The sequence below is a fragment of the Pseudoalteromonas sp. S408 genome, assembly GCF_005886645.1.
In the GTDB taxonomy this organism is placed as follows: Bacteria; Pseudomonadota; Gammaproteobacteria; order Enterobacterales; family Alteromonadaceae; genus Pseudoalteromonas.
On the sequence record NZ_PNDY01000013.1, the window covers coordinates 1 to 14,278 of the forward strand.

The following is a 14,278-nucleotide window of genomic DNA, read 5'->3' on the forward strand; positions in this document are numbered from 1 at the left end:
AAAATCAAAGTCATCACTTTCTTCAACTAACGTATCAGTTGGCGTTTCATTAGCTGAATCATCATTTGCTTCATCAATTAAGCTGTCGATATCGTCTAAGTCAAAATCGTCACTTTCTTCAGAAGTTTTATCAGACGTGTCTACTGGTTCGGCACTCGTTTGATCAAGTAAATCATCTATATCAAAATCATCGGTCGCCAGCTCTTCGCTCAATGCTGCCATTTCATCGTTAGATTCTAAACTATCACTTTGTGGCTCTTTTTCTGCTGGTGAATCAAACTCAGGTAAGCTGTCATCTTCGTCAAATAGGCTATCTAAGTCATCATTACTTAAAATATCATCAGTTCCAGACGGTTCTTGGTCTAAATCTAAATCAATGTCGTCTAAGCTATCATCAGCAGTGTCGTCAAACCCTTGCTGCATAAAAATGTCAACTTCATCGTCTTCGTCACTTTCATCGTCAAAAACAATATCGTCACTGAGTAAACTTTCTAACTCATCTTGATCGAGAAGATTGTCAGATTCATCAAGCTCGTCTGTATCATCTTCTAATAAATCATCATCAGAAAGCATATCGTCTTCAAGATGATCGTCTAACTGAACACTCAAATCATCAAGTGGGTCTGGAATAATAGGATCATCAAGTGGGTCTGCTACATCATCATTTGAATACGTTGGCGTTTGCGGTAAAAACTCATCATCTTCTTGAGGCTCTTCTTGGCTATTTGCTTTTTTACGCAAAAACATAACAATACCAAAAATAATCAATAAGCCAGGAATAAACATTAATAGCCCAAGAACTATGGGATTAGATAAAAGCGCAAGCAGGTCAAAATCGCTTTCAGGTTCTACCTCTTTTGCTTTTTGCTGAGCAATTATTTCGTTTTGTTTAAGTATTAATTCTTTTAACTGCAGCTGTATTTCACTGTCTTGACCTAATTGTTGGCGAACATTTTCGAGCTCTTTAGAAATTCCAGTTAGTTGTTTTTTAAGGTTATTATTTTCAACTAAAATCTCTTCAACATTTGTTACTGAACTTTTAAATTGCTGCTGTAACTCAACTAACTTATTAGTTTGGTCTGTTTTGATCTCTTTTATTTCTTGTTGTAATTCTTTTTTGGCGTCGTCTACATCAACTTTACGTGCTTGTGTAACTTGTGTTTGAGCCGTTGTTATTTCAGTCTGTGTGAGTGTTCCGTTTTTTTTCTTTTCCCACAACTCGTCGTCTTGCTCAGAACGCTGCCTAGCAAGTTGAGTGTTCACACGTATAATTTCAGATAAAGTAGGTATTTTTAAGTAAGCCCCACTTCGCATATGATTGAGGTTTTGATCTAAAAATGAGTCGGGGTTTTTGTTATACAAGGCCTGCATAACTTGATAAATACTTACTGAATTATCTGGGCGTACTTTTACAGCTATACGCCAAAGTGTATCGGTAGGTTTAATCGGACCAATAGATCGCCCTTGAGCACCATAGTCAACGCCTTTAGGCCCCTTTAATTGGGTACTATCTTGTGTATATACAGGCGTTACTACTAGTGCAGACGCTAATATTAAAAGTATAGCCAAACCGCGCATGCTGATCCTTTAATGTCTAAATGTTACAAAGCACTCTAAACTAAGTGTGTAAACATTGATTACTCTTGCCTTATCAGCCTAATGACTGACTCACATTTGTTATTACAATCTATTTTTGTTGCAAGCTCTATTCCAATTACAAACTATAAACCACTTAGGGCACAATATCCATTGCAACACATTGAAAAGAAATGCCTTAACAACACATTTTTAATATTAATTTATTGAGTATTATCAGTAACTTTATTAAATATTATAAAAAACGGCAAAAAAGTGGCACTCTATTTAAACAAAAAGCGGCAAACACATAGTGCTTACCGCTTTTAAAGAGTGCTTAACATTTAAAAATGTTACATATAATTTTCTATTAACTCTTCAGCTATTTGAACGCTATTGGTTGCAGCACCTTTACGGGTATTATCACTAACAACCCACATATTTAGGCCATGAGGGTGTGAAATATCAGCGCGCAAACGGCCAACATATACAGTATCGTTACCACTGGCATCGGAAACCGCTGTTGGATAATCACCTTCATCGTCAATTAGCTCAACGCCTGGTGCATCATTTAACAGCTGTTTAACGTGTTCGAAGTCGTATTGCATACGTGTTTCAATATTAATAGATTCAGAATGACCAAAAAACACAGGAACACGCACACACGTTGGGTTTATTGCGATTGTTGTATCACCTAATATTTTGTGCGTTTCGTTTACCATTTTCATTTCTTCGCGGGTATAGCCGTTATCTTCAAAGCTATCTATTTGCGGAATAACATTAAAGGCTATTTGCTTAGGAAATATTTCATTATCCATTGGGCGTGCATTCATCAAGTTAGCTGTTTGCTTTGCTAACTCATCAACAGCTTCTTTCCCAGCCCCTGATACCGCTTGGTAAGTTGATACATTTATTCGATCAATACCATACGCATCGTAAATTGGCTTTAGTGCCAACATCATTTGAATAGTCGAACAATTTGGGTTTGCAATAATATTACGATTTCTAAAGTCGGCAAGACTTGAGGCATTCACTTCTGGGACAACAAGGGGGATTTCAAAATCATTTCTAAAATGCGAGGTATTATCAATAACTATACAACCTGCATCGGCTGCAATTGGGGCATATTTTTCTGAGACGCTCCCACCGGCAGAAAACAATCCAATATGCGCTTGGCTAAAATCAAAGCCTTCAACGTCTTGTACTTCAATTGTCTCACCACGAAACTTAATGTCTTCACCTGCACTGCGGCTGCTCGCAAGCAAAAATAGCTGATCAACCGGAAATTTACGATCTGCTAAAGTTTCGATAATTTGACGTCCTACTAAACCAGTAGCACCAAGTACAGCAACGTTATATTTTTGCGACATATTTTTTCCTCTTTAAACGATATTAAAACACCGTTAAATTAATAATTAGTTGGTTAGTTTAAAACCAAGTTGACCTAAGGCAGCTAACTGCGAGCCATCACCATTAACGGTTAAGGTGCTAAATTCTCTCCTTACAGGATAGTTTTTACGTAAACTATCAAAACCATCCGACTCTAGATGACGAAGTAAAATCCCATCATCCCTTCTTACATCGTAAATTGTGTGCACCAAACGTGCGATGTCTTGCTCTGTAAAACTCTCAGCAATAGCCACTTGCGTTATAGCTGGTACGGGCAAAAAATCAGTTAAAGATTTTGAAGCCTCAACGCCTTTAAGCTCACACAGCTTTTGGTAAAGCATTTGTGTGCCTCTGGCCTTGCCTTCAAGTGTATGGCCTGCAATATGCACACTGGCGTAGCGTACATGTGCAAGTAAGTCTGTTAAAATATTAGGTTCATTTTCCCACACATCAAGCACTAAATCTAAATCAGCCCCTGCTTCCATTAAATCTAGTAAAGCACTATTGTCAATAACATCCCCTCGGCTGGCATTAATTATCGTAGTACCCGGTTTTAAGGCGTTAAGCCTTACTTTATCCATCATGTGAAGTGTTTTATGTGGCCCTTTTTTAACAAGTGGCACATGGAAAGTTACAATATCTGATTGTGCAAGTAGTTCATCTAACTCTACATGCTCATTCAATAACCCTTGTGCATGTTTTAATGGATCGCACAAAAGCAGCTTTACATTTAATGCTTTTAACTTTTTAGCCAAACAACTGCCAATACTCCCGACCCCTACTATGCCAATAGTTTGGCCTGTTAATGGGCGGGCATTTTCTTGGCTTAATGCAAATAAACTACTAATAACGTACTCTGCAACAGCAACAGCATTACACCCTGGAGCACTTGTAAAAGCGATGTTTTTGTCTTGTAAAAGATCTGTATCAATATGATCGATACCAATAGTCGCAGTACCAACAAAGCTTAATTTATTCGCTTTTGCTAATAGCTCACTAGTAACATTGGTAACAGATCGCGTGAGTAATACTTCTACGTCTATCAGTTGGTCAGGTTTTAAGTTACGCCCATCAAACCGCTCAACCTCACCAAAATCTGAAAAGTACTGCTCAACTAAAGGCATGTTTTGATCGGCAAGAATTTTCATCACAGAGTCCATTTGGCAATTTAGGGCGCTATTGTATCGAACAACCAGACCTTTGCACAAACTAAAAAGGCCGAATCAAAAACTGATCCGGCCTTTTTAGCAAAATAAAATATAATGTTTAAATTACATTGTATTTTAACGCAAACTTCAGTTTATAACTCAAAATCTTTTTTGAATTTTAAACCAAATTCGCTGCGGTCATTACTTCTCATAACACCAACAAACCCTGATTGCTGTAAACGACCTACATCGTATACTTCATTCAGTACGTTTTCGCCATAAAGTGTTACTTCCATATCGCCATATGCGTTAGTGTAAGAAATATTAAAGCCAACTAGCTCACGCGAATCAATCGTTTCACTCTGGCTATAAACTGACTGACCTTGCATTTCACTACGGTATGAATAATTAGCATTTAGTGCAACCGTTGCACCACTGTCTAAATCCATAAAGTATGATGGGGCAACCATTACAGTCCAACGAGGTGTTAATGCCGGTGAATCACCTTTACCAATACCTTGAACACCCGCATCAACCTCAGTGATCTCTGAATCTAAGTAACCTACCGCACTTCTTATTGTAAAGTCGTCAGTAATTGCAACGGTGGTTTCAAGTTCTATACCTTGCGCTTTTGATTGGCCCGCATTTTCAACAATAGTTACAAAACCACCACCCGCTGTTGGGTCTGAAAACGGAAGTGCTAAATCAGTGTAATCAGTAACAAATACCGCTAGCATCATAGATACGTTTTCGTGTACTTGGCCTTTTAAACCCATTTCGTAGTTTACGGCTTTAGTTTCGTCGAACGACACAAACTGATCAGGTCCACCAAATGGACGTGGTGGGAAGCCACCAGTTTGATAACCTTTTTGAATTTGACCATAAACGTTCATGTTGTTACTGATTTGGTAAGATGCATTAATATCCCACGTCACCGCGTCAAACTCTGCACTTACGTATTTACGTTCAGCAAATGTAGGGAAAATCGCATCGGCATCTTTCTCATCTTTTGAGTATCGAAGACCACCACCAATACTTAAATCATCTGTTAAATCGTAACTTGTATTAAAGTATACAGCGTATGAATTTGTTTCTTGGTTTATTTCAAAGTCACCATAGCCACCAAATGAAGGTGTAACACCATCGTTTAATAAACCATTAGGTGTGTTGAATGGGCTAAATACAAATGGACCAGAACGAGTGAAACCATCTTCATTAAAGAAGTAAAGGCCTGATACAAAGTCCATATTGTCGTAAGTCGCATTTAGTTGGATTTCAAACGAGTACTGGTCTGCACCACCCTCTTCTGGGAACTCAGATAAGTTAAGAGGTGACGCATCATCATCAAGTCCACCTTCGTATTCAGAAGTGCGGTAACTCGAAATAAATTTAGCCGTGTACGTATCATCAATTGCCCAATCAGCAGTAAATGACGTACCCCACCCTGAGTAAGACGTAGATTCAATACCAGCAACAGTAGTGCCTAGATCGTCAGGGTCTGATGGGATCATGTCCTGTGTTAATAGAGGAAAGTCACCATTAAATACATCATTTGCATCAAGCGGCTCAGTTAATTCAATAGTATAAGGCGATTGACCCGACTCGTTATCAACACCGTCAAGTGAAAAAGTAAACGCTAAATCGCTATTGGCCTGCCATTTAAGGGCTACGCGGCCACTAAACTCTTCTTCTTCACCAATTTCTTTTTCTGGATTCGCCAGGTTTACTGCTTCGCCAACGCCGTCACGTGTTTTGTATGACGCACTTGCTGACATACTTAACTCATCATTTAATGAGTTATTAAAGTACACATCGCCTGCAATACGGCCACGGCTACCTAACTTTGCAGACGTTGTTAAAATACCTTCATCGCCCGGCTGTTTTGTAATAACGTTTACTGCGCCACCTAACGTGTTACGGCCATAAAGAGTACCCTGTGGGCCGCGCAGTACTTCTACACGCTCAACATTAGGTAATGATAGGTTAGACCCCATTTGACGGCCTAAGTAAACACCATCAAGGTATACACCCACACCAGGGTCGGTTGTAATAATGTGATCTTGCAAACCAATACCACGGATAAATACCGAAGCATGGGCTGCGTTACCTACACCGTAACGTGTGATGTTTAGATTAGGGACGTATTTACCAATATCTTCAAGGTTACTCATATTGGCTTTATCAATTAAGTTAGCACCAATTGATGTGATAGCGGTTGGAGATTCAAACAAGCTCTCTGTACGTTTACGAGCTGTAACTTCGATTTTTTCAAACGCATCTTGTTTTGCAGTTGTTTTGGTTTCTTCAGCACTTACTGAGGTAGTCAGGGCAGCAACTATTGCTAGGCTTAACTGTGAGAGTTTGCGTAGTTTCAAAATATTCTCCAAAGGATACCGTAAATTGTTTATTATGCATTTACTGGTGCAACCAGTAAATTTTGGGCATAAAAAAAGATGCGTGGTAGCATCTTTCCTCTGGAAGGGCATTATATTACACAATTGTGAATTTATGTATTTATTTTTTGGTAAAAATGCAAATGTTCCTATAAAGGAAAGGTTAACACGTTGCAGCAATACTTACTTTTTACGCTATTACTGCATAAAACCTCACTCTACAAATATATGTTATCAAATTAAATTGGTTGCAACTTTTCTTAATATTTTTACTTAAAATCATAAACCTGCATTAAAAATATCAGGTATCCCTCTTCAAAAACCAATAGTAAAGTATTAATTTAATTAATTTTTACTACTAACTTGCTAAATTGATTAGATATAGCTCTATTTCACTTCTATAATATGCTCGAATCAACATCTAATTAACTAATAGGAAATACATATGAAAAAGCTATCTGTAGCAGTAGCATTATGTGCGGCTTTAGCAACAAACTATGCTAGCGCCGAAGTTCGAATTAATGGCTTTGCATCAATTGTCGGTGGAAAGAGCCTTGATAGCGACAGTACCTTATATGGATATGATGATGACATTTCATTTAAAAACGAAAGCGTCTTTGCATTACAGCTATCAGCTGACCTTATGGAAAAGCTAACGGCAACAGCTCAAATTGTTGCTCGTGGTGAGAATGATTTCGACGCAGAATTTGAATGGGCCTACGTAACTTATGAATTAAGCGACGAGTTACAAATTAGCGCGGGTAAAATGCGTGTACCTTTTTACCGTTACTCAGATTTTATTGATGTAGGTTACGCTTACCGCTGGGTACGCCCGCCTCAATCTGTTTATAGCATTCCTTTTTCTACCTATGAAGGTTTAAGCTTATTGCACAATACACAACTTGGTGATTGGGATTCAACAGTACAAGTCATGTACGGTAGTTTTGATGGTGAAATAGACGCAATCACTGAAAAAACTCAAGCTGAGCTTAATGATTTTGCTGGCATTAACTGGACGCTTGCATACGACTGGTTCAGTGTTCGTGCTGCATATTTGATTGCTGAATCATCATTTGCACTTGACGGAACAGACCCCAGCGGCGCTGCATTAAATGGATTAGAAGCTGCACTTCGCGCAAACAGCTTAAACACGTTAGCTGACGATATTGCAATAAACGAAGATGACAGCAGCTTTTTCGGCTTTGGCTTCTCAATTGATTATGATAATTTCTTATTTGATGCTGAATATACACAATTTGAAGTAGAAAACAGTATTTTGACTGAGCAAACACAATATTATGCATCTGTAGGTTACCGCTTGGATGACGTTATAGTCCATTTTACGTATGAAGATAATGACGATAAGCATGATGCATCTCGCTTTGACCCTATCGCAGCAGTACCGAGCCTTAATGCAGCTATAAACGGTGCCTTGACAGGTGTTCAAGCGCAAAGCAATGTATACACTATCGGCGCGCGTTACGACTTTCACCCTTCTGCAGCGTTTAAAATCGATTTTAGCCGCTTTGAAGACGATGTAACTGATACAGAAACTGATGTTGTTGCTGTTGGCGTTGACCTTGTATTTTAATTGGAGCAAATAATGAAAAAATTAATTTTAGCTAGTGCACTTTCATTGTGCTCAATTAATACTTTTGCAGAAGTTGCGGTAATAGTTAACGCTGGTAACGCAAATGCTTTAGATGCAGATACAATTAAAAAGATATACCTTGGTAAAGCCAAGTCATTTGGTGATGGTACTAAAGTAAATCCAGTAAACCAAGATGGAACCGCTGCAGCAGATGAGTTTAACGATAAAGTTGTAGGTAAATCTGGCAGTCAGCTTAATGCTTACTGGTCTAAACTTGTATTTACAGGTAAAGGTACACCACCAGAGAAGTTAGGCTCAGATCAAGCTGTCATAGATTTTGTAGCAGCTAATGCTGATGCTATCGGCTATGTAGATAGCGCAAAAGTGAGTGGCAACGTAAAAGTAGTTGCGACCTTTTAACCGTTTAAATCGGTAAATTAAAAAACCACCAAATGGTGGTTTTTTTGTGCCTGTAAAAAGTTATATCAATTAGCTTAATTAACTAAGCTGTTAAAAATATGGGAAACGCGTTAATAAGCAAGGTAAAAGTTTGTTATCCAATTCATCAATGTAAATAGTACAGTTAGCGTCCAGTCTTGCACTTTAAAATGCTCTGTTATTGCAGGTCGGTAATACCTACTAGCCTACAAAACAAAAAAGCCTCCACTTGGAGGCTCTATTGGTGTAAATTTTACGTATATTACTCAATTCTAAATTTGGCTGTTGCATCTAGCAGGTTATCTGATAAGTAATGTAGATTTTTAGCTACATCTCTTACAGCTAGTAATGAATCCATGGTATCTTCAAAAGAAACATGCATATTAGAAACATTTTCTACAACCATGGCTGCAACCGATGTTTGCTCTTCTGTCGCTGCTGCAATCTGAGAGTTCATACCGTTTATTTCTAACATTTGCTCTGCTATTTTTTCTATTGATATACCTGTTTTTTCAGCCGCTGTTGCATTATCTGTAGCCATATCACGAGCAGAAGTCATGGCAGTAACCGAGTCATTAGCAGCCGTTGTCAGTGCTCCTAACAACTCTCTAATCTCATTTGTAGAATGAGCGGTACGTGATGCAAGCTCTCGTACTTCATCAGCTACTACCGCAAACCCACGACCATGTTCGCCAGCGCGTGCTGCCTCAATAGCTGCGTTTAGAGCAAGTAAGTTGGTTTGATCAGCAATTGAAGTAATTACATTCAATATTTGCGATACGTTTTTTGTGTCGTCCGCAAGTTTATTAATTGTTGTTGCCGCTTGGTTAATTTCATCACTCAATGTACGAGACGCATTTACTGACATTTGTACTTGTGTACGGCTTTGTTCTACTTCTTTTTCTGCTGTTTCAGCGGCGTGTGATGCATTTGCTGCAGATTGAGAAATATCACCCACACTTTGCTTCATCTCTTCCATTGATTGCTTAACAATTTCAGCATCTGTTGTTTGCTTCGTTGTTGCACGCTCTGCCTGCTCCATACCTTGTACTAATCGGGTAGAGTTTTCCATTAGAGGTTCACATACAGCAATTACTTCAAGTACGGTTTCTTTTAACAGCGCAATAAAAGAATTAAAGTTGATAGAAACTTGGCCAATTTCATCTTTAGAATTCACGGTTAACTGGGTACTCAAAGACCCTTTACCATTCGCTAATAAACTTAAATTATTTGCTGCATCACTTGCTGAAGAGCCAATATTCTTTGCTATCCATATAGCCATAAATAAAAGCAGCAATAAAGACACGATGGACACAGCAAGCATTAAAGTAAGTGCATTATCAGAACGCGTGTTAGTGCTTTCAACTAATTCAAAAAAACGATTATCAGCTTTTTGTTGCGCTGCTTTAAAGCTCTCTAAAACAGAACCATAAAGACTTGTTTTTAACTGGGCTTGCTGCTGGATTTTACTAAAGTCGGCAGTGCCATTTACCATTCCATTAGCAATGGTTGCTGAGATTTTTTCGTAGTCGGCTAATTCTTTCACTACATCATTACTAATGTAGCCATTACTTATCTGCTTAATTAGATTTATATTTGATTCAATTGTTTTGTAAGTGTCATCAGCTTTGGTTATTAAGTCTTGTTCACCAAATGTCACTGCTTGCGTGTAAAGCTCATCGAGTTTTTCTAACAGCCCTACATTCGCTGATGTTAACTTTACAACTTTATATGAAGAATTCCCCATTTCATCTAAAGAAGCCCTATTATCATCTATGGCAAGAAAATTAATTAATACCATAATTATAAAAGCAACAACTGCAATACATGTTATTGCATGTATTTTTTTAGTTATGCTTAGGTTTTGAAAAGAGAAGCCTGAAGCCATACTATTTACCTTTTTGAGTTATCTAAATATATTATCGGCTCAATACTGATAAGTGTGAGTTAAATTTGTAAAATTTCTAGTTTTTTTTTCATTTTAATCATTAATTAAGCCAAAAACTAAAATTAACACAAAAAAATAAACATTATTGGGTACGCGATGTATTTTTCGTAGAAAAGACCAACAACAAAATCTAAATTATTGTTGGTACACAAACGTTTGAAGTGCAAAAAACAATCAAAACAAATTTTAGAAATAAAAAAACCAGTAACATTACTGCTACTGGTTTTAAATTTGGTGCGGATGGGGGGACTTGAACCCCCACGCCCTAAAGCACTACCCCCTCAAGGTAGCGTGTCTACCAATTCCACCACATCCGCATTTTAAATTTTTGTTCGCTTTTTTTATTTGTTTGAGGTTAACAAATAGCTGAACGTTAAACTGTATTAGTTTGGTACGTCTGAGTTACTTTCTTCGTTAGAAGTAACAGGAACATCTTCTTCAACAGGTACTACTGTTTCTAGTGCAGGCGCTGCTTCTAGGTTTTCCCATTCATCAGTCTGTTTTATTTGACCGGCTGTTAAGTTACCTAAAACTATACTTAGCACAAAAAAGACTGTAGCTAGGCTTGTTGTCGTCTTTGTCATAAAGTTACCAGCACCTGAAGAACCAAATACAGTTCCAGAAGCGCCTGCACCAAATGAAGACCCCATATCAGCACCTTTACCTTGTTGGATTAAAACCATACCAACTAAAGCTAAAGCTACAACTAAATAAACTACTAATAAAATTTCGTACATCTTATACGGTCCCTTTTGCACTATTACAGATAGCAACAAAAGATGCTGCTTTTAGACTAGCACCTCCAATAAGGCCACCGTCAATATCTGGTTGTGCAAATAATAATTCGCTATTTTTTTCGTTAACGCTTCCACCATATAAGATGGTAAGCCCTTGTGCTAAATTACTGTCTAAAGACGCAATTTTGTCACGGATAAATTTGTGAACAGCTTGTGCCTGTTCTGGCGATGCAGTCTTACCTGTGCCTATGGCCCAAACGGGCTCGTATGCTATCACAGAATCTTTCAGCGCTGCTACACCTAATTTTTTAATTACCGCATCTATTTGAGCAGCAACTACATGTTCTGTTTGTCCACTTTCTTGCTCTGCTTCACTTTCGCCAACACAAAGAACGGGTATTAAACCAGCCGATTGAGCTCTAGCAAATTTATCAGCAATAACATCGCTGCCTTCGTTATAAATACTACGACGTTCTGAATGGCCAACTAGCGCATAATTTACGCCAAGATCTTTCAGTAGTTGTGCATCAACTTCACCAGTAAAAGCGCCTGGCGTGTTTTCAGATACAGTTTGAGCACCTGTTATGACACCGCTTGCAATCATTGCTGAAACAAGTGGGAATGGAGGAAATAAAATAACATCTATTTCTGGTGATTTAATACTATTTATAGCATCCGACATATCTTTGACTAGCTCTATTGAGCCATTCATTTTCCAATTGCCAGCGACCATTGCCTTACGTATTGCCATTTTCCACTCCACATTAGAAAGCGGGCGAGATATTAACTTTTATCGCCCGAAGTTACAAGAGGTTATTGTTATCAATCAGGTTGTTTGCTCATAGATTCGACAATCTCTGCAATCTTACGTGCACTGTCTAATACTATTTTTTCTTGCTCTGCTTCAACCATAACACGAACGACAGGTTCAGTGCCTGATTTACGAAGTAAAACGCGACCTTTATTACCTAAGCTTTTTTCTACCTCTTCTACAGCCGCAAGCACTTTTGGCGCCGTTGTAGGATCGGTACCCGGTGTATAACGCACGTTAATCATTTTCATTGGGTATTTTGTAAACCCGGCGCCTAAATCTTGAAGCGTTCTATTTTGTGCAACCATAGCAGCCAGCACTTGCAAGCTTGATATAATACCATCACCCGTTGAAATTAAGTCTAGGTTGAGTACATGGCCTGAACTCTCTCCACCAATTTTCCAGCCTTTTTGCTGAAGTAATTCCATTACATAGCGATCGCCAACTTTGCTTCTAGCAAACTCAATGCCTTTTGCTTTTAGTGCATTTTCAAGACCCATATTTGACATAACAGTACCAACAACACCGCCACCTAAAATATGATCGTTCGCTGCCTGACAAGCAATTATATAAACTAAATCGTCACCATCAAATACACGGCCATTATGGTCAACCATCATTACGCGATCGCCGTCACCATCATAAGCTATGCCTACATCGGCTTTATGTTCAAGTACTTTGCGTTTTAACGTGTCTACATGAGTTGCACCGCATTCATGGTTTATATTTACACCATTTGGCTCACATGCATGCGTAATTACGTCAGCGCCGAGCTCACGCATGACTGATGGGGCAATATGATATGTTGCGCCGTTAGCGCAATCTACAACCACTTTTAATCCCTCTAAAGACAGCCCTTGTGGAAACTGACTCTTACAAAACTCAATATAACGTCCATCTGCACTTGCCAAGCGTGTTGCTTTACCTAACTTATCTGAGGCCACACAGGTCATTTGCTCATCAAGCATTGCCTCTATTTCGAGCTCTACAGCATCATCAAGTTTTAAACCTTGACCATTAAAAAATTTGATACCGTTGTCGTAATATGGATTATGTGATGCGCTTATTACAATACCGGCTTCAGCCCTAAATGTTTGTGCTAAATAAGCAACAGCCGGCGTAGGCATTGGGCCAAGCAGAACAACATCAATACCGGCGGCTATTAAGCCTGCTTCAAGGGCTGTTTCAAGCATGTAACCAGAAATACGCGTGTCTTTACCAATAATAACTTTTTTTGTTCCACCTTTTGATAGCACACGTCCTGCAGCCCAACCCAGCTTCATTGCAAATTCAGGGTTGATTGGCGCTGTTCCCACTAAACCACGTACGCCATCTGTGCCAAAATACTTTCTTTGTTTCATTCTATTATTCCTTTTATACACGCTTGGTAAACACCAAGTACATCTGCAGTTTCTTTTACGTCGTGAACACGAATTATTTTTGCGCCATTTTGTGCGGCAATAAGAGCGCCGGCTAAACTACCGGCCATTCGTTCACTCGTGCCTCTGTTTAACAGATTGCCAATCATCGACTTACGAGATAACCCCGCTAATAATGGCAAACCAAATTTATTAAAGTCATTAAACTTGGTTAAAATTTCGTAGTTATGGCTTAAGGTTTTTCCAAATCCAAAGCCAGGATCAAGAATAAGCTGTTGAGCTTTTATCCCCATTGTCTCACAGGCAATAATGCGATTTTTAAAAAACTCATTCATATCGCCCATTAAATCATTATACTGAGGAGACGTTTGCATACTTCGGGGCCGACCTTGCATGTGCATTAAACAAATTGCGATATTTTCAAATTGTGCAACAACACTCAGTGCGTCAGGTTCTTGTAATGCGCGAACATCATTTACCATATCTGCCCCCGCTAAAATAGCCTGCCTCATCACCTCAGCTTTACTCGTATCGACAGAAATAACACAATCACTCTGAGCACGTATTGCCTTTATAATGGGAATTACTCGTTCAAGCTCATCATCAAGACTTACAGCCTGAGCACCCGGACGCGTTGACTCACCACCAATATCTATTATTTTTGCGCCATCACTTAATAGTTTTATTGCGCGCTGTACAGCGAGATTAGGGTCTATAAACTTCCCACCATCTGAAAATGAATCAGGGGTTACATTTAATATCCCCATAATCACAGGTTCAATTAAATTAAGCGTTCGACCATTTGGCAAATTAATAACGTTATTCATCGTGAGCCTTGTTTGCATTTCAGCATCCAAACACACTCTAAC

Annotated in this window: 11 protein-coding genes and 1 tRNA gene; 2 read left to right on the forward strand and 10 right to left on the reverse strand. The window is 38.7% G+C overall.

Annotated features, from left to right (window positions below; genetic code table 11):
• The 4 genes from CWB62_RS11325 to CWB62_RS11340 all read right to left on the reverse strand — a co-directional run.
• The coding region (locus CWB62_RS11325) for a FimV/HubP family polar landmark protein (RefSeq protein ID WP_283235178.1) at window positions 1-1,578 on the reverse strand (1,578 nt) is incomplete at its 3' end.
• Window positions 1,579-1,928: 350 nt separating this feature from the next.
• Window positions 1,929-2,945 carry an aspartate-semialdehyde dehydrogenase gene (locus CWB62_RS11330; protein ID WP_006793896.1) on the reverse strand — a complete coding sequence of 339 codons (1,017 nt, stop codon included), beginning with the start codon at window positions 2,943-2,945 and terminating at the stop codon, window positions 1,929-1,931.
• Window positions 2,946-2,990: 45 nt separating this feature from the next.
• Window positions 2,991-4,112 (reverse strand): 4-phosphoerythronate dehydrogenase, encoded by a 1,122-nt coding sequence (locus tag CWB62_RS11335; RefSeq protein ID WP_138527413.1) that lies wholly within the window; start codon window positions 4,110-4,112, stop codon window positions 2,991-2,993.
• Between the two features lie 152 nt (window positions 4,113-4,264).
• Window positions 4,265-6,487, reverse strand: coding sequence for a TonB-dependent receptor (locus CWB62_RS11340; RefSeq protein ID WP_138527414.1), 2,223 nt, complete (start codon window positions 6,485-6,487; stop codon window positions 4,265-4,267).
• Between the two features lie 463 nt (window positions 6,488-6,950).
• Between CWB62_RS11340 and CWB62_RS11345 the strand changes: the two genes are divergently transcribed.
• Together CWB62_RS11345 and CWB62_RS11350 are read left to right on the forward strand one after the other, a co-directional pair.
• A complete protein-coding gene (locus CWB62_RS11345; RefSeq protein ID WP_058404777.1) occupies window positions 6,951-8,096 on the forward strand; it encodes a porin in 1,146 nt (381 codons plus the stop codon).
• A 12-nt stretch (window positions 8,097-8,108) separates the two neighbouring features.
• Window positions 8,109-8,516: a type 2 periplasmic-binding domain-containing protein gene (locus CWB62_RS11350; RefSeq protein WP_138527415.1), complete on the forward strand. Its 408-nt coding sequence runs from the start codon at window positions 8,109-8,111 to the stop codon at window positions 8,514-8,516.
• 280 nt (window positions 8,517-8,796) lie between these two features.
• On the opposite strand, the gene CWB62_RS11355 is transcribed toward CWB62_RS11350, so the two are convergent.
• The 6 genes from CWB62_RS11355 to folP form a co-directional block, all read right to left on the reverse strand.
• Window positions 8,797-10,422, reverse strand: a complete 1,626-nt coding sequence (locus CWB62_RS11355; RefSeq protein WP_138527416.1) for a methyl-accepting chemotaxis protein — start codon at window positions 10,420-10,422, stop codon at window positions 8,797-8,799.
• A 292-nt stretch (window positions 10,423-10,714) separates the two neighbouring features.
• A tRNA-Leu gene (locus CWB62_RS11360) sits at window positions 10,715-10,799 on the reverse strand.
• 66 nt (window positions 10,800-10,865) lie between these two features.
• The gene (gene secG / locus CWB62_RS11365; protein WP_138527417.1) at window positions 10,866-11,219 is read right to left on the reverse strand and encodes a preprotein translocase subunit SecG; all 354 of its coding nucleotides are present in this window, start codon (window positions 11,217-11,219) and stop codon (window positions 10,866-10,868) included.
• A gap of 1 nt (window position 11,220) precedes the next feature.
• Entirely contained in the window at window positions 11,221-11,970 is a 750-nt protein-coding gene (gene tpiA, locus CWB62_RS11370) for a triose-phosphate isomerase (RefSeq protein WP_138527418.1), read from the reverse strand.
• A 71-nt stretch (window positions 11,971-12,041) separates the two neighbouring features.
• Window positions 12,042-13,391, reverse strand: coding sequence for a phosphoglucosamine mutase (gene glmM, locus CWB62_RS11375; protein ID WP_138527419.1), 1,350 nt, complete (start codon window positions 13,389-13,391; stop codon window positions 12,042-12,044).
• Complete coding sequence (gene folP, locus CWB62_RS11380; RefSeq protein ID WP_138527420.1) at window positions 13,388-14,236, reverse strand: dihydropteroate synthase; 849 nt, start codon at window positions 14,234-14,236, stop codon at window positions 13,388-13,390. The genes glmM and folP overlap by 4 nt, the downstream gene beginning before the upstream one ends.
• Window positions 14,237-14,278: the final 42 nt, after the last annotated feature.